The organism is Xanthomarina sp. F2636L, assembly GCF_026410195.1.
In the GTDB taxonomy this organism is placed as follows: domain Bacteria; phylum Bacteroidota; class Bacteroidia; order Flavobacteriales; family Flavobacteriaceae; genus Xanthomarina.
This window is the reverse complement of sequence record NZ_JAPMLM010000058.1, coordinates 194,126-217,853: the sequence shown is the minus strand read 5'-3', so window position 1 is coordinate 217,853 and position 23,728 is coordinate 194,126. Positions and strand designations below refer to the sequence as shown.

17 protein-coding genes are annotated in these 23,728 nt (G+C 33.9%); 16 read left to right on the top strand and 1 reads right to left on the bottom strand.

Going from position 1 to position 23,728, the window contains the following annotated elements; translation table 11 throughout:
* Positions 1-42 precede the first annotated feature (42 nt).
* The 8 genes from purL to OS191_RS04765 all read left to right on the top strand — a co-directional run bounded on the left by purL (position 43) and on the right by OS191_RS04765 (position 14,162).
* The gene (purL, locus tag OS191_RS04800) at positions 43-3,738 is read left to right on the top strand and encodes a phosphoribosylformylglycinamidine synthase (RefSeq protein WP_267154579.1); all 3,696 of its coding nucleotides are present in this window, start codon (positions 43-45) and stop codon (positions 3,736-3,738) included.
* Positions 3,739-3,854: 116 nt separating this feature from the next.
* Positions 3,855-5,624 (top strand): AMP-dependent synthetase/ligase, encoded by a 1,770-nt coding sequence (locus OS191_RS04795; RefSeq protein WP_267154578.1) that lies wholly within the window; start codon positions 3,855-3,857, stop codon positions 5,622-5,624.
* A 118-nt stretch (positions 5,625-5,742) separates the two neighbouring features.
* Positions 5,743-6,201, top strand: a complete 459-nt coding sequence (locus OS191_RS04790; protein ID WP_267154577.1) for a MarR family winged helix-turn-helix transcriptional regulator — start codon at positions 5,743-5,745, stop codon at positions 6,199-6,201.
* A 22-nt stretch (positions 6,202-6,223) separates the two neighbouring features.
* On the top strand, positions 6,224-8,617 hold the full coding sequence (locus tag OS191_RS04785; protein WP_267154576.1) for a 3-hydroxyacyl-CoA dehydrogenase/enoyl-CoA hydratase family protein: 2,394 nt from the start codon (positions 6,224-6,226) through the stop codon (positions 8,615-8,617).
* A 55-nt stretch (positions 8,618-8,672) separates the two neighbouring features.
* Positions 8,673-9,863 (top strand): acetyl-CoA C-acyltransferase, encoded by a 1,191-nt coding sequence (locus OS191_RS04780; protein ID WP_267154575.1) that lies wholly within the window; start codon positions 8,673-8,675, stop codon positions 9,861-9,863.
* 102 nt (positions 9,864-9,965) lie between these two features.
* A complete protein-coding gene (locus OS191_RS04775) occupies positions 9,966-11,774 on the top strand; it encodes an acyl-CoA dehydrogenase FadE (RefSeq protein ID WP_267154574.1) in 1,809 nt (602 codons plus the stop codon).
* Between the two features lie 169 nt (positions 11,775-11,943).
* The gene (locus OS191_RS04770; RefSeq protein ID WP_267154573.1) at positions 11,944-13,584 is read left to right on the top strand and encodes a M1 family metallopeptidase; all 1,641 of its coding nucleotides are present in this window, start codon (positions 11,944-11,946) and stop codon (positions 13,582-13,584) included.
* A 5-nt stretch (positions 13,585-13,589) separates the two neighbouring features.
* Positions 13,590-14,162, top strand: a complete 573-nt coding sequence (locus OS191_RS04765) for a YdeI/OmpD-associated family protein (RefSeq protein ID WP_267154572.1) — start codon at positions 13,590-13,592, stop codon at positions 14,160-14,162.
* Positions 14,163-14,164: 2 nt separating this feature from the next.
* Here the strand turns inward: OS191_RS04765 and OS191_RS04760 are convergent, their stop codons facing one another.
* Positions 14,165-14,842, bottom strand: a complete 678-nt coding sequence (locus OS191_RS04760) for a Crp/Fnr family transcriptional regulator (protein WP_267154571.1) — start codon at positions 14,840-14,842, stop codon at positions 14,165-14,167.
* A 106-nt stretch (positions 14,843-14,948) separates the two neighbouring features.
* Here OS191_RS04760 and OS191_RS04755 point away from each other — a divergent pair, with 106 nt between their 5' ends.
* The 8 genes from OS191_RS04755 (at position 14,949) to OS191_RS04720 (ending at position 23,705) form a co-directional block, all read left to right on the top strand.
* The gene (locus tag OS191_RS04755) at positions 14,949-17,324 is read left to right on the top strand and encodes a heavy metal translocating P-type ATPase (protein ID WP_267154570.1); all 2,376 of its coding nucleotides are present in this window, start codon (positions 14,949-14,951) and stop codon (positions 17,322-17,324) included.
* 80 nt (positions 17,325-17,404) lie between these two features.
* Positions 17,405-17,593, top strand: a complete 189-nt coding sequence (gene ccoS / locus OS191_RS04750; protein ID WP_267154569.1) for a cbb3-type cytochrome oxidase assembly protein CcoS — start codon at positions 17,405-17,407, stop codon at positions 17,591-17,593.
* 9 nt (positions 17,594-17,602) lie between these two features.
* Positions 17,603-19,792, top strand: coding sequence for a cytochrome-c oxidase, cbb3-type subunit I (gene ccoN, locus OS191_RS04745; RefSeq protein ID WP_267154568.1), 2,190 nt, complete (start codon positions 17,603-17,605; stop codon positions 19,790-19,792).
* Positions 19,793-19,798: 6 nt separating this feature from the next.
* Complete coding sequence (locus tag OS191_RS04740) at positions 19,799-19,984, top strand: CcoQ/FixQ family Cbb3-type cytochrome c oxidase assembly chaperone (RefSeq protein ID WP_267154567.1); 186 nt, start codon at positions 19,799-19,801, stop codon at positions 19,982-19,984.
* A complete protein-coding gene (locus OS191_RS04735) occupies positions 19,981-20,856 on the top strand; it encodes a cbb3-type cytochrome c oxidase N-terminal domain-containing protein (protein ID WP_267154566.1) in 876 nt (291 codons plus the stop codon). Before OS191_RS04740 ends, OS191_RS04735 begins: the two co-directional genes overlap by 4 nt.
* Before the next feature lie 92 nt (positions 20,857-20,948).
* Positions 20,949-22,373 carry a cytochrome c oxidase accessory protein CcoG gene (gene ccoG, locus OS191_RS04730; protein WP_267154565.1) on the top strand — a complete coding sequence of 475 codons (1,425 nt, stop codon included), beginning with the start codon at positions 20,949-20,951 and terminating at the stop codon, positions 22,371-22,373.
* A 134-nt stretch (positions 22,374-22,507) separates the two neighbouring features.
* Positions 22,508-22,954: a FixH family protein gene (locus tag OS191_RS04725; RefSeq protein ID WP_267154564.1), complete on the top strand. Its 447-nt coding sequence runs from the start codon at positions 22,508-22,510 to the stop codon at positions 22,952-22,954.
* A gap of 49 nt (positions 22,955-23,003) precedes the next feature.
* Positions 23,004-23,705 carry a sulfite exporter TauE/SafE family protein gene (locus tag OS191_RS04720; protein WP_267154563.1) on the top strand — a complete coding sequence of 234 codons (702 nt, stop codon included), beginning with the start codon at positions 23,004-23,006 and terminating at the stop codon, positions 23,703-23,705.
* Positions 23,706-23,728 lie beyond the last annotated feature (23 nt).

The window sequence follows — 23,728 nt, the reverse complement described above, 5'->3', positions numbered from 1 at the left end:
CAACCTGTCTACCAAATGGAAGGCAACTATAACTCATACAGAATGATTCATTTCTTCGGAAACCAAAACAGTAAAGTTTTTGCTGTTCAAGCAACAAAAGAATTATCAACAGAAACCATCTCTAAATTGGTGTGGTTATTTGGCAATCAGCCAAAAATAGAACAAGCATCTTTGGATGCTTTTTTTGTTGGTCCACGTGCAGCCATGATAACACCATGGAGTACGAATGCTGTTGAAATCACCCAAAATATGGGTATAAAAGAGATTCTACGTATTGAAGAATTTTATGCCTGTAATGAAGATTTCAAAGATTTCGATCCCATGATTTCTGAAAAGTTTAAAGTCTTAAATCAAGAATCCTTCACAATCGATATCCAGCCAGAAGCCATTCTTAATATTGAAGACATTTCTGCTTACAATCAAAAAGAAGGTTTAGCATTAAATGATGAAGAGATAGAATATCTTGAAAACGTTTCTAAAAAAATTGGAAGGCTCTTAACCGATTCTGAGGTATTTGGTTTCTCTCAAGTCAATTCAGAACACTGTCGCCATAAAATCTTTAATGGCACGTTTATAATCGATGGTGAAGAAAAGCCAACATCTTTATTCAAATTAATAAAAGAAACATCCAAACAACATCCTAACGATATTGTTTCGGCTTATAAAGATAATGTGGCTTTTGTAAAAGGACCACGCATACAGCAGTTTGCACCTAAAACAGCTGATAAACCCGATTTCTATCAAATAAAAGATTACGATTCTGTTATTTCCTTAAAAGCAGAAACGCACAATTTCCCAACAACGGTCGAACCTTTTAATGGAGCTGCAACAGGTTCTGGGGGTGAAATTCGCGATAGATTAGCTGGAGGAAAAGGCTCTTTGCCTTTGGCCGGAACAGCTGTGTATATGACATCTTACTCCAGGTTAGAAAAAACACGTCCATGGGAAGAAAAAATGAAAGCGCGTCCTTGGTTATACCAAACTCCTATGGATATTTTAATAAAAGCCTCTAATGGTGCTTCCGATTTTGGAAACAAGTTCGGTCAACCGCTTATATGTGGATCTGTTTTAACATTTGAACACGAAGAAAATGCCGCTTCTAGTGATGCAAAATCAAGAAAACTTGGTTATGATAAAGTCATTATGCAAGCTGGTGGCATTGGTTATGGAAAAGCAGATCAAGCCATAAAAGACACACCAAAAGTAGGCGATAAAATCGTGATTCTTGGTGGTGAAAACTATAGAATTGGAATGGGTGGTGCTGCTGTTTCATCGGCAGACACTGGAGAATTTGCTTCAGGTATCGAATTAAATGCTGTTCAACGTTCCAATCCGGAAATGCAGAAACGTGCTGCAAATGCCGTTCGTGGGATGGTAGAAGGTGATGAAAATTTCATTGTTTCCATTCACGACCACGGGGCTGGAGGACATTTAAATTGCCTGTCGGAATTGGTAGAAGAAACGGGAGGAAAAATTGATTTAGATAAATTACCTGTTGGCGACCCTACCCTTTCTGCAAAAGAAATTATTGGAAACGAATCTCAAGAACGAATGGGGTTGGTTATTGCAGAAAAACATATAGAAACTTTACAAAAAATTGCTGAACGTGAGCGCTCACCTATGTACACTGTAGGTAATGTTACAGGAAACAACCGTTTTACTTTCGAATCTAAAACTACTGGAGAAAAACCAATGGATTTAGCTTTAGAAGATATGTTTGGAAGTTCTCCAAAAACAATTATGACTGATAAAACAGTTATAAGAAATTATAAAAACCCACGTTATAAATCCAAGAATTTTCACATTTATTTAGAACAAGTGTTACAATTAGAAGCTGTTGCTTGTAAAGATTGGTTAACAAATAAGGTAGATAGATGCGTTGGTGGTAAAGTAGCTAAACAACAATGTGCTGGACCATTACAAATTCCGTTGAATAATGTAGGTGTTATGGCTTTAGACTTTAATGGGAAAGAAGGTATTGCAACATCCATTGGACACTCACCTATTTCGGGTTTAATAAACCCTGAAGTTGGAAGCAGAAATGCCATTACAGAATCTCTTACCAACATTATCTGGGCACCTTTAAAAGATAATTTAAAAAGCGTATCACTTTCTGCAAACTGGATGTGGCCTTGTAAAAATGAAGGTGAAGATGCACGTCTATACCAGGCTGTTCAAGCAGTTTCAGAATTTGCCATCGATCTAGGCATCAACGTGCCAACAGGAAAAGATTCACTTTCAATGAAGCAAAAATATCCAGATGGTGATGTTATTTCGCCTGGAACTGTCATTATTTCTGCTGCTGCAAATTGCAATGAAATTACTCAAGTTGTTGAGCCAGTATTAAAGCATAATGGTGGAGATATCTACTATATAAATATCTCTCAAGACGATTTTAAATTAGGTGGAAGTTCGTTTAATCAATCGTTAAATGCCATTGGAAATGAAGCACCAGATGTTAAAAATCCAAGCTATGTAAAAACTGTTTTTAATACCATCCAAGACTTAATAAAAGCAAATCAAATTGTTGCGGGGCATGATGTAGCATCCGGAGGATTAATTACTACGCTATTAGAAATGTGTTTTGCGGATGTAAATTTAGGCGCAGAGTTAAACCTAACAAAATTGAATGAAGAAGATTCAATAAAACTACTTTTCTCTGAAAATTCTGGTATTGTTTTTCAAGCAAAAGATGCATCTGTAGAACAAGTTTTAAAAGATGCAAATATTGACTTCTTCAACATTGGAAGCGTTCAAGAAAGTGATGTGCTAAGTATTATTAATAATAACGAAGTCTTCACTTTAACCGTTTCAAGATTACGTGATGTTTGGTATAAAACTTCCTTCCTACTTGATCAAAAGCAAACGGCTAATGACTTAGCTCAAGATCGTTTTGACAATTATAAAAATCAGCCGTTACAGTATATATTTCCAAAGCATTTTACAGGAAAATTAAACGATGTCATTCAGATTGCAAGCGAAGAATCTCGCCCAAAAGCAGCCATATTACGTGAAAAAGGATCGAATTCTGAACGTGAAATGGCAAACGCTATGTACTTAGCAGGTTTTGATGTAAAAGACGTTCATATGACCGACTTGATTTCAGGTCGTGAAACCTTAGAAGATATTCAATTTATTGGCGCAGTTGGAGGTTTCTCTAACTCTGATGTTCTTGGTTCAGCTAAAGGTTGGGCTGGTGCATTTTTATACAACGAAAAGGCCAATACAGCTTTAAAGAATTTTTTCAAAAGAGAAGATACTCTTTCTATAGGTATTTGTAATGGGGCACAACTTTTTATGGAATTAGAATTGGTTAATCCAGATCATGACACACATGGAAAATTAACATATAATAATTCGAAAAAACATGAAAGCGGATTTACTTCAGTAGAAATACAAAAGAATAATTCAGTGATGCTGTCTAGCTTAGAAGGTTGCAAATTAGGTGTTTGGATTTCTCATGGAGAAGGCAAGTTCAGTTTACCTCAGTCAGAAAACAATTATAATATTGTTGCCAAATATGGCTACGAAGGTTATCCTGCAAATCCAAACGGATCAGACTTTAATACAGCTATGATGTGTGATAAAACGGGAAGACACTTAGTTACTATGCCACATATTGAGCGTTCAACCTTCCAATGGAATTGGGCTCATTACCCAGAAGGTAGAAAAGATGAAGTTTCTCCTTGGTTAGAAGCTTTTGTTAATGCAAAACACTGGATTGAAAATAAAAAATAACAAGATAATTCATTAAAAATCAAGGAGCTTTAAAATTAAAAGCTCCTTTTTTTATATGGTCATTTGAATATCATTTTTATTTTCATAATTTGCAAGACTTCAAACTTCATAAAGAAATGACTCAAATTACCAGACTTTTTGATTTTCCATATTATCAGTTGGAAACTTATAATTTAGATAAAGCCTTAACATCAAAATATCAAGATGAATGGCAATCTATTTCAACTCAAGAATATATCGATCAAGCCAATGCCATTAGTCGTGGTTTAATTCGTTTAGGAGTACAACCAAATGATAAAATTGCAATCATTTCTACAACCAACAGGACAGAATGGAATGTCATGGATATTGGTGTTTTACAAACTGGTGCTCAAAATGTACCAATTTATCCAACCATTTCTAAAGAAGATTATGAGTATATCTTAAATCATTCGGAAGCAACCTATTGTTTTGTATCAGATGCTGGAATTTTAGAAAAGTTAAACCCTATTAAAGGAAGTACCAAATTAAAAGCTATCTACACCTTTGATGATGTTGCAAATGAAAAAAGCTGGAAAGATGTATTAGAGTTAGGAAAGGACAACAGCAATCAAAGTGAAGTTGAAGCTAGAAAAGCAGCTGTTACTACAGACGACTTAGCTACTTTAATCTACACCTCAGGCACTACCGGAAGACCAAAAGGTGTTATGTTAAGTCATAAAAACATTGTTTCTAACGTATTGGATAGTGAAAAGCGTGTCCCTTTTGATTATGGACATTCAAAATCCTTAAGCTTTCTTCCTGTGTGTCATGTTTTTGAACGTATGATACTTTATCTCTACCAATATTGTGGGGTAGAAATTTACTTTGCTGAATCAATTGAAAAAATGAGTGACAATCTTAAAGAGATTCAACCACACGTCATGACTGCCGTTCCTAGATTATACGAAAAAGTATTTGATAAAATAGTAGCAAAAGGCAGTGAACTTTCTGGAATTAAAAAAGCACTTTTCTTTTGGGCTGTAGATCTAGGTTTAAAATATGAACCATATGGAGCAAACGGTTGGTGGTACGAAACACAACTAAAACTAGCCAGAAAACTTATTTTTAGCAAGTGGAAAGAAGGCTTGGGTGGAAAATTAGACTTAATGGTTTCTGGAAGTGCTGCATTACAACCAAGATTAACTAGGGTTTTTGCTGCTGCCGAAATGCCTATCATGGAAGGCTATGGTTTAACTGAAACATCTCCAGTAATTTCTGTAAACGATCAAAGAAAAGGTGGTTTTAGAATTGGTACCGTTGGAAAAGTTATTGATAATGTCGATGTTAAAATTGCCGAAGATGGCGAAATATTAGTTAAAGGCCCAAATATCATGAAAGGTTACTACAAAGACCCTGAAAAAACGGCCGAAGTCATGACTGATAATTATTTCCACACAGGAGACATTGGTGAAATTGATAGCGATGGTTTCTTAAAAATAACAGATAGAAAAAAAGAAATGTTTAAAACTTCAGGTGGAAAATACGTGGCTCCTGCCCTATTAGAAAACCAATTTAAACAATCTCGATTTATTGAACAAATTATGGTTATTGGTGAAGGTGAAAAAATGCCAGCTGCTATAATTCAAGTCAATTATGAATTTGTTGAAGAATGGGCTAAAAGACACCATATAACACTTAAGTCTAATAATGACATTGCTTCTAATCAAAAACTTAGAGATCGTATTCAGGAAGAGATTGACGAAGCCAATGAAAAATTTGGACATTGGGAACAAATCAAAAAGTTTGAAATAACTCCAAATGCTTGGACTATTGAAGGAGGACACTTAACACCAACCATGAAAATGAAACGTAAGATTATTAAAGAAATTTACAAAGATCTCATCGAAAAAATTTATCGCCCATAAACATTAAACTCCTTAAATTATTAAGGAGTTTTTTTTTGCTATCTCCATAATTATTTTTTCAATTTATTATGCGTGCATAATAAATTTTTATTATCTTTGAGTTTCATAAACATTAAGCATGAAAGACAAAACCATCGATTATGTTCTAAGAACCACATGGTTAGCAGTACAAAAGATGTATAATGAAGAGGCTTCGAAATTTGAGAGCACAATGGCTACCGGCTTTACCTTATTGAGTATAGACCCGGAAGAAGGAACTCCTTCAACCTCTTTAGGTCCAAAAATGGGCATGGAAGCTACAAGCCTTTCTAGAATATTAAAAACGATGGAGACTCGTGGTTTAATTGAAAGAAAACCTAATCCTGAAGATGGAAGAGGTGTCCTTATTTATTTAACCGATTTTGGAAAAGAAAAAAGAGGCTACTCGAGAGATCGTGTTCTAAAATTCAATGAAGCCATTAGAAAAAATGTTCCTATAGATAAGTTAATAACCTTTTACGAAGTAGCAGATACCATAAACGATTTGATATCGAACAAAAAAATCTATACCAACGAAGTAAACAACACAAAATATTAATTGATAAATCATTTAGAATAAAATGAGTACAAGACGTATAAAAAAAATAGCAATTATTGGTTCTGGCATAATGGGATCTGGAATTGCATGTCATTTTGCCAATATTGGCGTAGATGTGCTATTACTAGATATAGTTCCAAGAGAACCTAACGATGCCGAAAAAGCTAAAGGTTTAACTTTAGAAGACAAGGCAGTAAGAAATAGAATTGTAAACGATTCATTAACGGCTTCTTTAAAATCGAAACCATCTCCTATTTATCATTCTTCATTTGCCAAGAGAATTACTACTGGAAACTTAGACGATGATATTGCCAAGGTAAAGGATGTTGATTGGATTATGGAAGTGGTTGTGGAACGTCTTGACATTAAAAAACAAGTCTTCGAAAAACTTGAAAAATATAGAACACCTGGTACCTTAATTACTTCAAATACGTCGGGAATTCCTATTCATTTTATGAGTGAAGGACGTAGTGAAGATTTTCAGAAGCATTTCTGTGGGACACACTTTTTCAATCCAGCACGTTACCTAAAGTTATTCGAAATAATTCCTGGTCCAAAAACAGATGCATCTGTTCTCGACTTCTTAAGTGAATATGGTGAGAAATTCTTAGGAAAAACTTCAGTAGTTGCTAAAGACACCCCTGCTTTTATTGGAAATAGAATCGGAATCTTCGGAATTCAAAGCTTATTCCATCAAGTAAAAGAAATGGATTTAACGGTTGAGGAAGTTGATAAATTAACTGGTCCGGTAATTGGTCGTCCAAAATCGGCAACTTTTAGAACGGTTGATGTAGTTGGGTTAGATACCTTGGTACATGTGTCCAACGGTATTTATGAAAACTGTCCGAATGATGAAGCTCATGAACTTTTTAAACTTCCAGGTTTCATCAATACCATGATGGAAAATAAATGGTTAGGAAGCAAAACAGGACAAGGCTTTTACAAAAAAGAAGGGAAAGAAATCAAAACTTTAGATTTAAACACCCTTGAATATAGAGCAAAAAAATCAGCAAGATTTGCCACTTTGGAACTAACAAAAACAGTCGATAAGGTTGTTGATCGCTTTCCAATTTTGGTCTCTGGAAAAGATAAAGCTGGAGAATTCTACAGAAAAAACTTTGCAGCTATGTTTGCTTATGTTTCAAACAGAATTCCAGAAATTACAGACGAACTTTATAAAATAGACGATGCCATGAAAGCTGGTTTTGGTTGGGAACATGGTCCTTTCCAGATTTGGGATACTGTTGGAGTTGAAAAAGGAATCGAATTAATGAAAGCCGAAGGTTTAGAGCCAAATGCTTGGGTTAATGACATGGTCGCTTCAGGAAACAAATCCTTTTATTCTGTTAAAGAAGGAGCCACTTATTTCTACAATATCCCTTCAAAATCGCAAGAAAAAATTCCAGGTCAAGATAGTTTTATCATCTTAGATAACATCAGAAAATCTAAAGAGGTCTTTAAAAACTCCGGAGTTGTTATTGAAGATTTAGGAGATGGTATATTAAACTGCGAATTCCAATCAAAAATGAACACTATTGGTGGAGACGTTTTAGCTGGATTAAATAAAGCAATCGATCTAGCCGAAAAAGATTTTGCCGGATTAGTTATAGGTAATCAAGCCGCAAACTTTTCTGTTGGTGCCAATATTGGAATGATTTTTATGATGGCTGCCGAACAAGAATACGACGAGCTTAATATGGCTATCAAATATTTCCAAGATACCATGATGCGTATGCGTTATTCTTCCATTCCAACCGTTGCAGCGCCTCACGGCATGTCTCTTGGTGGTGGTTGCGAACTTTCAATGCATTCAGATATGGTAGTTGCTGCTGCTGAAACTTACATCGGACTTGTCGAATTTGGTGTTGGTGTGATTCCTGGAGGTGGAGGTTCTAAAGAAATGGCCTTAAGAGCTTCAGATACGTTTAGAAAAGGAGATGTGGAATTAAATATCCTACAAGAATATTTCTTAACCATCGGAATGGCTAAAGTTGCAACTTCCGCTTACGAAGCGTTCGATTTAGGAATCCTTCAGAAAGGAAAGGATGTTGTGGTAGTTAATAAAGACAGACAAATTGCAATGGCTAAGGCTTATGCTAAAATAATGGCTGATGCCGGCTATACACAACCAGTAAAACGCACAGACGTAAAAGTACTGGGGAAACAAGCTTTAGGAATGTTCTTAGTTGGAACTGATGCTATGGAAGATAGCAAATACATTAGTGAACACGACAAGAAAATAGCTAACAAATTAGCTTACGTAATGGCTGGAGGAGATTTATCTGAACCAAGCTTAGTGAGTGAGCAATATTTATTGGATCTAGAACGGGAAGCTTTTCTTTCATTATGTACCGAGAGAAAAACACTTGAGCGTATTCAACATATGTTGAAAACAGGGAAACCGTTACGTAATTAGATTATTAGAAATCCAAGAAGTCTAAAAATTGAATAATCTAAAAATCAAAAAAAAAATGAAACAAGCATATATAGTAAAAGCATACAGAACAGCCGTAGGGAAAGCACCTAAAGGTGTGTTCCGTTTTAAAAGAACAGATGAATTGGCAGCAGAAACCATCAAATACATGATGAAAGAATTGCCAAATTTAGATCCAAAACGTATTGACGATGTTATCGTTGGAAATGCGATGCCAGAAGGATCTCAAGGATTAAATATGGCGCGATTAATCTCTTTAATGGGATTAGATATCGTGGATGTTCCTGGAGTAACCGTTAATCGATTTTGCTCTTCTGGAGTAGAAACCATAGCTATGGCATCTGCTAAAATTCAAGCTGGAATGGCGGATTGCATCATTGCTGGTGGTGCAGAAAGTATGAGTTCTGTACCTATGTCTGGTTTTAAACCAGAATTAAATTACGACATTGTAAAATCTGGTCACGAGGATTATTATTGGGGCATGGGAAATACAGCTGAAGCTGTTGCTAACCAATTCAACGTTTCTCGTGAAGACCAAGATGAGTTTGCTTTCCATTCGCATATGAAAGCTTTAAGAGCTCAAGCTGAAGATCGTTTTCAAGATCAAATTGTACCTATTGAAGTAGAAGAGACTTATATAGAGGCAAACGGCAAAAAAGCCACTCGAACATATACAGTAACTAAAGATGAAGGTCCTAGAAAAGGAACAAATCTTGAGGCACTGGCAAAACTAAGAGCTGTATTTGCGGCAGGAGGAAGTGTAACTGCTGGTAACTCATCTCAAATGAGTGATGGTGCTGCTTTTGTTATGGTTATGAGCGAAGATATGGTTAAAGAATTAGGCTTAGAACCAATTGCACGTTTAGTAAATTATGCTGCAGCAGGTGTTGAACCAAGAATTATGGGAATTGGCCCAGTAAAAGCTATTCCTAAAGCCTTAAAATTAGCAGGATTAAAGCAGGACGACCTAGAGCTTATAGAATTAAACGAGGCCTTTGCCTCACAATCCTTAGCTGTAATTCGTGAATTGAATTTAAATCCAGACCTTATTAATGTGAACGGAGGTGCCATTGCCTTAGGCCACCCACTTGGTTGTACAGGAGCAAAACTTTCTGTGCAGTTATTCGATGAAATGCGAAAACGAAATATGGTAGGAAAATATGGTGCAGTAACCATGTGCGTTGGAACAGGTCAAGGAGCTTGTGGGATATTTGAGTTTTTAAAATAGAAACAAACAGAGTCTAGAATATAGTCTTTTAAGAAAAAATAATTTAACAAACAAATACAGTCTAGAATCTAGTTTCTAACTGTCTAGAATCATAAAAAAAACATGGAAGCAACAGAAAAAAACATACTAAGAGGGGGACAATTCTTAGTAAAAGAAACAAAATGCGAAGACGTATTTACTCCTGAAGATTTTTCAGAAGAACAAACGATGATGAAAGAAGCCGTTATGGAATTTAACGAGCGTGAAATCATTGCACATAAACCTAGATTTGAAGCAAAAGATTATGCGTTAACTGAAGAGGTAATGCGTAAAGCTGGAGAGCTTGGGTTTTTAGGTGTGGCAGTTCCTGAAGCCTATGATGGCTTAGGAATGGGTTTTGTTTCAACAGTTTTAACCTGCGATTATATATCCAGTGGTACCGGTTCGTTTAGTACAGCTTTTGGAGCTCACACAGGAATTGGAACTATGCCAATTACTCTATATGGAACCGAAGAACAAAAGAAAAAATATGTCCCTAAATTAGCCACTGGCGAATGGTTTGGAGCATATTGTTTAACAGAACCAGGCGCAGGATCGGATGCAAATTCGGGAAAAACAACTGCCACCCTTTCTGAAGACGGTAAAAGTTATAAAATTAACGGACAAAAAATGTGGATCTCAAATGCAGGTTTCTGTAGTTTGATGATTGTTTTTGCTCGTATAGAAGATGATAAAAACATTACTGGTTTCATTGTAGAATATGATGGAAAAAACCCTAATGGAATTACATTAGGAGAAGAAGAACATAAATTAGGTATTCGCGCCTCTTCTACGCGTCAAGTATTTTTTAACGATACTGTTGTTCCTGTAGAAAATATGTTAGCGGGTCGTGGTGAAGGATTTAAAATTGCCATGAATGCTCTTAACGTGGGTCGTATTAAATTAGCTGCTGCTTGTTTAGACTCTCAAAGACGCATTTTAACAACGGCTGTTCAATATGCTAACGAACGTAAACAATTTAACACGCCAATTGCAGATTTTGGAGCTATTAAATACAAATTAGCTGAAATGGCTGCAAGTGCTTATGCTGGCGAATCGGCAACCTATAGAGCTTCAAAAAACATTGAAGATAGAATTGCTATGCGTCAAGCAGCTGGAAATTCTCATCAAGAAGCAGAACTTAAAGGTGTAGAGGAATATGCTATTGAATGTTCCATTTTAAAAGTAGCTGTTTCAGAAGATGTTCAAAATGCTGCAGACGAAGGCATACAAATTTTTGGTGGTATGGGGTTCTCTGAAGAAACACCTATGGAAGCTGCCTGGAGAGATGCCAGAATTGCACGTATTTACGAAGGAACTAACGAAATTAACAGAATGCTCTCAGTAGGTATGCTTGTTAAAAAAGCTATGAAAGGTCATGTTGATTTATTAGGTCCTGCTCAAAAAGTTCAAGAAGAACTCATGGGAATACCATCTTTTGATACACCAGATTACTCAGAGTTATTTGCTGAAGAAAAAGAAATGGTGGCAAAACTTAAAAAAGTTTTCTTAATGGTTGCAGGAGCTGCTGTTCAAAAGTTTGGTCCAGATTTAGAAGAGCACCAACAATTATTAATTGCAGCATCAGATATATTAATTGAAATCTACATGGCAGAATCAGCTATTCTTAGAGCTGAGAAAAATGCGAAACGATTTGGAGAAGACAAACAAGCTATACAAATTGCTATGGCTAAATTATACTTATACAACGCTGTTTCTATAGTAGAGAAAAACGGAAAAGAAAGTATTATCTCTTTTGCTGAAGGCGATGAGCAACGTATGTTATTAATGGGATTAAAACGTTTTGTAAAATATGCAAACTACCCTGATATTGTAGATTTACGTATAGCTATTGCTGAAAAAGTAAAAGCTGAAAATAAATATTGTTTTTAATTAAGTTTGGTTAGAAGTAAAAAAGCCGTTTCAAATTGAAACGGCTTTTTCTTTTATTTCTATCTCAAATTTTAAGTGAGAATTTCATTATGATATAATTAACATTGTAAGCGTTCGGTTCTATCATTATCCATAATTATTTTCTGTAATTTTACGAAAAACAAAACAGATGAAAATTTTCACCATAGTCACATGTTTCATTTTAGGAATTCAATTACAATGTCAATCCCAAGATGTGCTTCAAGAAAAATCTGTATTCACTCATCAAGATACTTTGAGAGGAAGCATCACTCCAGAAAGGGAATGGTGGGATTTAACCTATTACCATTTAGATATAAAAATTTCTCCTGAAACCAAATCTATTTCTGGAAAAAACAGCATTCACTATCAAGTACTGAAGCCTCATAACCTGATGCAAGTAGATTTACAAGAACCATTAATAATTACGAAAGTCACTCAAAACGGTGAAGAGTTAGACGTTAAGCAGGATGGAAATGCTCATTTTATCACCTTAAAAGTAGAGCAAAAAAAAGGTAGCATCCAATCTGTGGATGTATTTTACGAAGGAATACCTAAAGAAGCTATTCGTGCACCTTGGGATGGAGGTTTTTCATGGAAAGAAGATAATAATGGGATTCCATTTATAGCAACCTCTTGTCAAGGCTTAGGAGCTAGCGTATGGTGGCCAAATAAAGACCATATGTACGACGAAGTAGATAGCATGTTAATTAGCGTAAATGTTCCTAAAAACCTAACAAATGTATCCAACGGAAGATTGACAAGCACTGAGAAACAAAGCGATAATACAGTTACTACAAATTGGTTTGTAAGCAACCCAATAAATAATTACGGTGTAAATGTAAACATTGGAGATTATGTACATTTCTCTGAAGTTTACGAAGGAGAAAACGGTCCTTTAGACATGGACTATTATGTGTTACGTGATAATTTGGTAAGAGCCAAAAACCATTTTAAAGAAGCCCCAAAAATGATGAAAGCTTTTGAGTATTGGTTTGGACCTTACCCATTTTACGAAGATGGTTATAAACTAGTTGAAGTTCCTTATTTAGGTATGGAACACCAAAGCTCAGTAACTTACGGAAATCAATATAAAAATGGCTATTTAGGAAGAGATGTTTCTGGATCTGGTTGGGGATTAAAATTTGATTTTATTATTATTCACGAATCTGGGCATGAGTGGTTTGCGAACAACATCACCTACAAAGATGTTGCAGACATGTGGATTCATGAGAGTTTTACCTCCTACTCAGAAAGTTTATTTGTGGATTACTATTTTGGAAAAGAAGCTTCTTCAGAATATGTTATTGGCATAAGAAGTAATATTAATAACGACAGTCCAATTATTGGTCCTTATAATGTCAATAAAGAGGGTTCTGGGGACATGTACTACAAAGGCGCCAACATGTTACACACTTTAAGACAATTAATTGATGACGATGAAAAATGGCGTCAAATTTTACGTGGTTTAAACAAGACATTTTATCATCAAACGGTTACAACAGAACAAATTGAAAATTACATTAGTCAGGAATCAGGAATAGATTTAAAAGCATTTTTCAATCAGTATTTGAGAGATTATAGAATTCCAATGCTTGAATACACTTTTGAAGACAATGAACTAAAATACCGATGGATATATATTGTTGAGAAATTCGCAATGCCAATTAAAGTCAGTATAGACAACAAAGAACAATGGATACATCCAACTGCTGAATGGAAAACATTGGCTATTGAAGGAAGTGATTTAAAAATAGACCCAAATTTTTATGTAGAAGATAAAAACTTATAATATCTATGGCTCTTCAAGAAGTATATTTTAAAACGGAGAGAGAATGGCGTGAGTGGTTGTTTCAAAATCATGATACTGTTGAAGGCATTTACATTATTCTATATAAAGTAGATCATGAAAAAGCTAGTATGAGATGGGAAGAAGCCGTTAAACTAGCTTTGTGTTTTGGTTGGATAGATTCTACAGTTAAAAGTTTAGGTAATGGAAAAAGACGGCAATACTTTACTCCAAGAAACCCTAAAAGTCTTTGGAGTGCTTTAAACAAAAAACATATAAAAGAACTTTTAGCCTCAGATTTAATGCATGAAAGTGGATTGAAAAAAATAAAAGTAGCAAAACAAAATGGTTCCTGGACTGCTTTAGATGATGTTGAAAAAGGAATTATTCCTCAAGATTTGAAAGTTGCATTTAATAAAACCCCAGAGGCTTTTACAAACTATCAATCTTTTGCACCTTCCTATAAAAAAAGTTATTTGTATTGGTTAAATCAAGCAAAAAGAGAAGCTACTAGACAAAAACGTATTGTAGAAATTATAAAACTTTGTGAAGCAAATATTAAAAGTAGAGGTAATTGGTAAATCTACTCTATACGTTTTAAACCTTCCATGTTTTCAATTTTAATTTGTTTTCCAGATGTAGAAATTAATCCTTCTTTTTTAAATTGAGATAAGACTCTAATTGCAGATTCTGTAGCAGTTCCAACTACGCTTGCGTAATCTTCTCTAGAAAGTACAACATTTAAATATCCTTGATTATCAAGACCAAAACTGTTATGTATATACATTAAGGCTTCAGCTAAACGTTGTTTTACCGATTTTTGAGCCATATTAACAACTACGTTATCAGACTCTTTTAAATCGTTAGCCATCTGTTTTAGCATATCCATGGAAAAATCGGAATTGTTTTTTAAGTTTCCAAAGATTTCTGCTTTAGGTATAAAGCATACTTCCATATTAGTTAAGGCTACTGCACTTAGGTTTACAGCTTCGTCACTAATTAACGAACGTTGTCCAAGTAAATCTCCTTTTACAACAAGTTTTACAATTTGGTCTTTTCCGTTAGCACTTAATTTAGTGAGTTTACAAATGCCATCTTTTACACAATAAACCCCTTTTAAGGTTTCTCCTTCTTCAAAAATAATTTCTCCCTTTTTTATAAATTTAGAAGTTTTACATCCAGAGATGCCCATTAATTCTTCTTTAGATAACGATTTTAAAGAATTAAACTCCTTAATTATACACTGATTGCACTTACTCATACCTGTTTTTTAAAGTTTTGTAAAATTAATCAAAACATGACAAATATCATATCTAAATTCTTACTATCTTTTAACCTTTGTATTGGGTAAAAAGAGCAAATTATTTATGGATCAAAAGTCATGTTTCCACTGTGGTGATTCTTGTGATAACCATGCCATTGTGTTTCAAGAAAAATCTTTCTGTTGCAATGGCTGTAAGACCGTTTTTGAGATTTTCTCTGAAAACGATTTAACTTGTTATTACGATTTACAAAATTCTCCAGGAGCCATACCTAAAGAAATTCAAGGAAAATACGATTTTTTAGAACAGCAAAATATAATAGAAAAATTGCTTGAGTTTAATGATGACAATACACAAATTGTTACCTTATACATCCCTCACATACATTGTAGTTCTTGTATTTGGATATTAGAAAACCTCAACAAACTGAATCCTGCCATCTCTTCTTCACAAGTTAATTTTGGAAAGAAAAATGTACGGATTACTTTTAATTCAAAAACGTGCTCTTTAAAAGACGTTGTTTTATTGGTGAGTGCTATAGGCTATGAACCTTATATTAGTTTAGACGATTTTAAAACAGGTAAAGACAACGTAAATAGATCTCTTATTTACAAATTAGGGGTGGCAGGTTTTGCATTTGGAAACGTGATGTTTCTTTCGTTTCCAGAATATTTTGAAGTTGGCGAATTTTGGTTAGAACAATACAAACACGTATTTCGTTGGGTTATGTTTGCTTTTTCTGTGCCAGTTATTTTTTATTCGGCACAAGATTATTTTATTTCTGCCTATAAAGGTCTTCGTTCTAAAATTTTAAATATCGATGTGCCTATCGCTTTAGGTGCAGCTGTTTTATTTTTAAGAAGTACCTTTGAAATTATTTTCGATTATGGGTCTGGATTTTTCGACAGTTTAACTGGTTTGATATTTTTTCTATTACTTGGAAAATTTTTTCAGCAAAAAACCTATGCTTTTTTATCGTTTGAACGAGATTATAAGTCTTATTTTCCAATTGCAGTTACTAAAATCACTAAAGAAGGTAAAGAAATTCCTATTCAGGTTTACGATATTAAAAAAGGAGATAGACTACTTGTTAGAAATGAAGAATTAATTCCTGTAGACGGTATTTTAATTAGTGGAAATGCATCTATAGACTATAGTTTTGTTACAGGAGAATCTGAAACGGTTTCTAAAAAATCTGGCGATAAACTATTTGCTGGAGGAAAACAAACTTCTGGTGTAATAGAAATGGATGTGTTAAAAACTGTTGAACAAAGCTATTTAACACAACTTTGGAGTAACGATGTGTTTAGTAAAAACAAAGAAGACGGTTTTACAACGCTGACCAATGCTATTAGCAAAAAATTCACTTTTACTGTTCTTGCCATTGCATTTATATCCACAACATATTGGCTGTTTGCAGATCCTACAAAAGCCATAAACGTTTTTACAGCTGTTTTAATTATAGCTTGCCCTTGTGCTATTGCGCTCTCTGCCCCTTTTACATTTGGAAACTTATTACGAATTTTTGGTAAACTGAAGTTTTATGTAAAAAACGCTTCAGTTGTTGAGCAATTAGCAGAAATAAACACCATTATTTTCGATAAGACTGGAACCATAACCACCAGTCAAAAAAGTCATGCTACCTATCAAGGTGATGCGCTTAGTGCTTCAGAAGAAATACTTTTAAAAAATACGCTACGTGGCTCAAATCATCCCTTAAGCAGAACTTTATATCAAATTTTAGACAAACATAATATCATTACTTTAAATCATTTTGAAGAACACTTAGGAAAAGGTATTGAAGGGTCTCACAACAATAATAATATTAAAATTGGTTCGGCTAGCTTTGTGGGAAACACAACAGATACTAATGTACTAAATACAGCAGTACATATAAGTACAAATAATGTTTATAAAGGAAAATATACGTTTTTCAACAATTATAGAAAGGGTTTGTCAAAACTTTTTAATAAATTGAAAAAAGATTACGATTTGGTTATTTTATCAGGAGATAATGAAGGAGAGCAAGAAAATCTAAAAAAATTATTACCTTCGAAGACAAAGCTAATATTTAATCAAAAACCAAACGATAAATTGGAGTACATTAAATATCATCAAACAGAAGGAGCCAAAGTTCTAATGATAGGAGATGGATTAAATGATGCTGGAGCTTTAGCGCAAAGTAATGTTGGAATTTCTATTTCAGAAAACGTAAATGTGTTTTCGCCTGCGTGCGATGCTATTTTAGATGCCTCAAAATTTAATCAATTATTTAATTATATTCAGGCATCTAAAAGTGCTATAAAAATTATAAAATGGAGTTTTGTATTATCCTTTTTTTATAATACTATTGGACTTTATTTTGCAGTAACAGGACAGTTAGCACCAGTAATTGCAGCTATTTTAATGCCTTTAAGTTCCATTAGTATTGTAGTTTTTACTACTATTGCAACTAATTTATTAGGAAGAAGATTAGAATGATTACAAATTAACAAATATGATAAAAATCATATTTTTAAAACGGTCACAAAAGTAATTTTGAACCATAACACTAGGTAGGTATGAGTGCTATATATATATTATTAAGTATCAGCATTATAGTTGCGATTTTCTTTTTTATTGTCTTTATTTTGGCAGTAAGGAGTGGGCAGTTCGACGATAGCTATACCCCATCGGTACGAATGCTTTTTGAAGACGAATTAGTAAAAGAACAAACAGAATTAACAAATAAAAAAACCAAAAAAGACTAATTAACTATTATGGAAGTACAACAGTTTTATTACGATAACAAAATCGTTAGAAATTTCCTTTACGCAACCATACTCTGGGGTGTTGTAGGAATGATAGTAGGTTTACTACTAGCATTTATGTTTTTATTCCCAAATTTAACCGACGGTATTTCCTGGTTAAGTTTTGGACGTTTAAGACCATTACATACAAATGCCGTTATTTTTGCCTTTGTAGGAAATGCAATTTTTGCAGGTGTATATTATTCTACACAACGTTTGCTTAAAGCTAGAATGTATAGCGATGTATTAAGTAAAATTAACTTTTGGGGATGGCAGCTAATTATTGTTGGTGCTGCAATTACACTTCCATTAGGTTTTTCTACATCTAAAGAATATGCTGAATTAGAATGGCCTTTTGACATTGCTATTGCAGTGGTTTGGGTAGTATTTGGTGCCAATTTAATAGGTACTATGATTAGAAGAAGACAACGACACTTATATGTGGCTCTTTGGTTTTACTTGGCAACTTTTGTTACTGTAGCAGTACTTCATATCTTTAATAGTTTAGAAGTTCCTGTAAGTGCTTTTAAAAGTTATTCAGTTTATGCAGGAGTTCAAGATGCTTTAGTACAATGGTGGTACGGACACAATGCAGTGGCATTTTTCTTAACTACTCCATTTTTAGGTCTAATGTATTATTTTGTACCTAAAGCAGCTAATAGACCTGTATATTCCTATAGACTATCTATTATACATTTCTGGTCGTTAATCTTTATTTATATTTGGGCTGGTCCTCACCATTTGTTATATTCTGCTTTACCAGAATGGGCTCAAAACTTAGGTGTTGCCTTTTCAGTTATGTTATTAATGCCTTCTTGGGGAGGGATGATCAACGGGTTATTAACTCTACGTGGCGCCTGGGATAAGGTACGTACGGATCCTGTTTTAAAATTCATGGTAGTAGCTATTACTGGATACGGGATGGCAACCTTTGAAGGTCCGATGCTTTCTCTTAAAAACGTAAATGCCATTGGTCACTTTACAGATTGGATTATTGCACACGTTCACGTAGGAGCTTTAGCTTGGAACGGGTTTTTAGCCTTTGGAATGATATATTGGTTAGTACCAAGATTAGTTAAATCGAAATTATTCTCTACAAGTCTTGCAAACTTCCACTTTTGGATTGGCACCTTAGGAATTATAATGTATGCTTTACCTTTATACGTAGCTGGTTTTACTCAAGCCAGTATGTGGAAGCAATTTAATCCAGATGGTACTTTAGTATATGGTAACTTTTTAGAGACTGTAACTGAAATTATGCCAATGTATTGGATGAGAGCTATTGGTGGAACGTTATATTTAATAGGAATGTTAGTATTGGTTTATAACGTCATTCAAACCATTAGACAAGGTTCTGCTGTTACAGATGAATTAGCAGAAGCACCTGCATTACAAAATGTTTCAAAAAGACGTATTGCTGGAGAAGGATGGCATACTTGGTTAGAACGTAAGCCTATTAAACTAACTATCTATGCAACTATTGCAATCTTAATAGGTGGGATTGTTCAAATTGTACCAACCATTATGGTAAAATCTAATATTCCAACTATAACCAGTGTGAAACCATATACACCATTAGAATTAGAGGGTAGAGATATCTACATTCGTGAAGGTTGTGTTGGATGTCACTCACAAATGGTTCGTCCGTTTAGAAGTGAAGTAGAACGTTATGGAGAATACTCTAAAGCTGGAGAATATGTGTACGATCATCCATTCCTTTGGGGATCTAAACGAACAGGACCAGACTTACACCGTGTTGGAGGAAAGTATTCAGACAACTGGCACTTAAACCACATGTACGATCCACAAAGCACCTCTTCAGGTTCTATTATGCCAGCTTATCAATGGTTGGTAAAGAATGAACTTGATAAGTCGAATACTGAAACCAAATTAAAAGCTATGGTTAAACTTGGTGTTCCTTATACAGAAGAAGATATTGCAAATGCACAACTGCACATGTTAGAGCAAGGAACACAAATTGAGAAAAACTTGTATTCTGATCCTGATTTTGCTGAAACCTATGAAGCAGACAAGGAAGCTGGTGGTGAAGATTTTATTGAAATGCGTAATCGTGAAATTGTAGCTGTAATTGCTTATTTACAACGATTAGGAACAGATATTAAAGTTCAAGATTTAGACGAAACAACTACTATAAACTAAGAAACCATGTTGAAATTTGCTAAAAATTATATGGATAGTATAGCTGGAATTGAGATTTTCCCTATCATTTCCTTACTGATATTTTTCACCTTCTTTGTTGTATTGTTTTGGTGGGTTTTCACAGCCAAAAAAGACTATATCAAAGAAGTAAGTGATATGCCATTAGATAACCAAAAAGACCAAATATTATGAGACAATCAATCCCATCATGGGTAAGGGTACCCGTTATATTCTTTATTATTTTTGCACTCGTAGAGTACTTTGTTAATTCAGGCAGAATGCCTGCTTTTGTAGAGTATCCTATGGTTCTAATGTTTTATGTATTTGTTCTGTTTTTCTTAGTTGCCATTGAAGCCATAGTAAGCTCTTTAGGTAACATTCTTTATCAAAGTTTAGATGAAGAAGGAAAAGCAAAATACGATGCTAAAAAACCTCAATCTTCTAAATGGATTGAAAAAATTCAATCTCTTTATAAAAAATCTTTAGGCTCTAAACCTATGGCCGAAGAACACGAAATTGTTTTAGATCACAATTACGATGGTATTAAAGAATTGGATAACGATCTTCCACCATGGTGGACTTATGGATTCTATGCGTCTATAGTTTTTGCTGTCATTTATTTAGCAAGATTTGAAGTATTTGACGGTTACACGCAATACGACGAATTAGAAACCGAATACGCTGAAGCCAAGATAGCTCTAGAAGAATACAAAAAAACAGCTAAAGATTTAGTAGATTTCAATACAGTTGAACTTTTAACTAGTGCTGCCGATTTAAGTAATGGAAAATCCATATACGAAGTTAATTGTGTTGCTTGTCACCAAGCTGATGGAGGAGGTGGTATTGGACCAAACCTAACGGATGAATATTGGATCTTAGGTGGAGGTATTAAAAACGTCTTTAAAACAATTTCTGAAGGTGGTAGAAATGGAAAAGGGATGATTGCCTGGAAACAAAGTTTAAAACCTTCAGAAATTGCCCAAGTATCAAGTTACATATTACAATTCCAAGGTACTACTCCTGCCAAACCAAAAGAAGCAGAAGGTGATATCTGGAAAGAATAAAAAATAATTATTATTTATTATCATTAGAATCAAGAATTAAGACCACATCTTCCAACCAAATGTCTTAATTCTTGACTCTTTAATCTAAAGTCATGGAAACTCCAGAAAATGAATCGTTTAGAGACACCATAGGCACGTTAACTGAAGATGGAAAACGTGCGTGGGTATATCCTAAAAAACCAAGTGGAAGATATTATGAATATCGCAAAATAGTTAGCTATGTTCTCTTACTTTTTTTAATTGCTGCTCCATTTATTAAAATTAATGGTAACCAATTTTTACTATTTAATATTTTAGAGAGACGCTTTAATATATTCGGATTTCCATTTTGGCCACAAGATTTTCATCTATTTGTAATCTCCATGATTATTGGGGTTATTTTTATAGCTCTATTTACAGTTAGTTTTGGAAGAATTTTTTGTGGTTGGATTTGTCCTCAAACTATTTTTATGGAAATGGTTTTCCGTAGAATAGAATATTGGATTGATGGAGATAGAAATAAACAACGTCGTTTAGATAATCAACCATGGAATGCAGAAAAAATAAGAAAACGCAGCTTAAAATGGTTCATCTTTATAATCATTTCTTTTCTTATTTCTAATGTGTTTTTAGCATATTTAATTGGAAGTGATAAACTTATACAATACATATCAGACGGTCCTCTAGAGCATACAGGAACACTTTTCCCTCTAATTATTTTTACAGCAATATTCTATTTTGTTTTTTCTTGGTTTAGAGAACAAGTATGCATTATAGCTTGTCCTTATGGAAGACTACAAGGTGTACTTTTAGATGATAAATCGATAATTGTAGCCTACGACCATAAAAGAGGAGAAGGAGAAAACGGCAGGAAGAAATTTAGAAAAGGGGAAGACAGAGAAGCCTTAGGTCATGGAGATTGTATAGATTGCTTACAGTGTGTACATGTCTGTCCAACTGGAATAGACATTAGAAATGGTACTCAATTAGAATGTGTAAACTGTACTGCTTGTATTGATGAATGCGATCATATTATGGAAAGCATCAACTTGCCTAAAGGTTTGATTAGATATGCTAGTGAGGATGAAATTGAAAAGAAAGAAAAGTTCAAAATAACTGCTAGAATGAAAGGCTATATAGCTGTTCTTTTAGTTTTAACAGGCGTTCTTTTTAGTATGCTATCATTAAGAAATGATATTGAAGCACGTGTTTTAAGATTGCCTGGACAATTGTATGAACATAAGGAAGGTGATATAATTAGTAATGTATTTACTTATAAGCTAATTAATAAAACAACAAAACCTGTTGAGAACATAAATTTTAGACTTAAAAAATATAAGGGTGAAATAAAGTTAGTTTCAAATTCTGATACTTTCTTTGTTCCTGAACAAGGGATGGCCGAAGGCACTTTGTTCATTGAAATAGATAAAAAAGAATTGGAAGGAGACAAAAACAAACTAACTATTGAAGTTTATAGTGGCGACGAATTAATTGAAACTACCACAGTAAACTTTTTAGCGCCAAGAAGTTATCATTAATTTTCTTCATTGCTACATCTCCCTTTAGGAGACAAATACAAGTTGAAAGTATTTTAAAAAATAACAAATAAAGATTCCTGATTTTACAGGAAATATATTAACTAAATGAAATTCCTGCTTTGCAGGAAGTAGATATGAAAATAAATTGGGGAACAGGTATCGTAATTGCTATGATTTGCTTTATTAGCTTTATTATGTATTTTATAATAAAAGTAAACACAGATAGCACGTACGATCATGATTTAGTAATCGAAGAGTATTACAAAGCTGAGTTAGGCTTTCAAGATGAGATAAACAAAGAGAAAAACTCACAGAATTTGATTGAGAATATAAGTTTCAAAAAAACAGAAGATGGTATTTTAATATCCTTTCCTGATAACTTAGATACTCAAGACATTACTGGAACAGTATTTTTATACAGAACTTCTAATAAAAAATTAGATTTTGAATTACCTATTTCAATTACCAATAATACCATGCTTATAGAGAATAAGGTTTTACTGGAAGGCAGATGGAATCTTAAAGTAGATTGGAAATATCAAGATTCTGATTATATGTTTAAAAAAGAAATCATGTATTAAACCTCTGAAGAGCTATACGTTAACTCAAATTAAAACATAAAATTGTATCATGCTTTGGTCTGCCCTTGTATTAGGATTATTAGGAAGTTTCCACTGTGTAGGCATGTGTGGTCCCATTGCCTTTATGTTGCCTGTAGACAGAAGTAATTCGGTTAAGAAAATAGCTCAAATTTCAACCTATCATTTTGGAAGGTTATTAGCTTACAGCATTATAGGACTTGTATTTGGACTTGTTGGTAAGAGTTTATATCTATTTGGTTTTCAACAACAATTATCCATCGCTATTGGAGTTTTAATGATTGTAGTTATTCTAACACCTACAAGAATATTTAATAAATATAATTTCTCAAAACCCATTTATAAGCTCATTTCTAAAGTAAAGTCTGGTCTAGGACAAGCTTTAAAGAAGAAGTCGGCAGACACCTTTTTAACTATTGGTTTTTTAAATGGTTTTTTACCTTGTGGCTTGGTTTATATGGCCGTTTTTGCATCTCTGGCATCCACAAGTGCTCTACAAGGCAGTTTGTATATGTTTTTATTTGGTTTAGGAACAGTTCCTTTAATGACCACTGCCATTTATCTAGGGAAATTTCTAAATGCCAATATCAAACAACGTATTCAAAAAGCTGTTCCCATTTTTGTAGTTATTATTGGCTTATTATTTATTATTCGCGGTTTAGGATTAGGTATACCTTACCTCTCTCCTACTCCTGTTGTTGAAATGGTTGAAGGTGAAATAGATTGTGATTAATAACCTAAACAGGTATTTTTTAA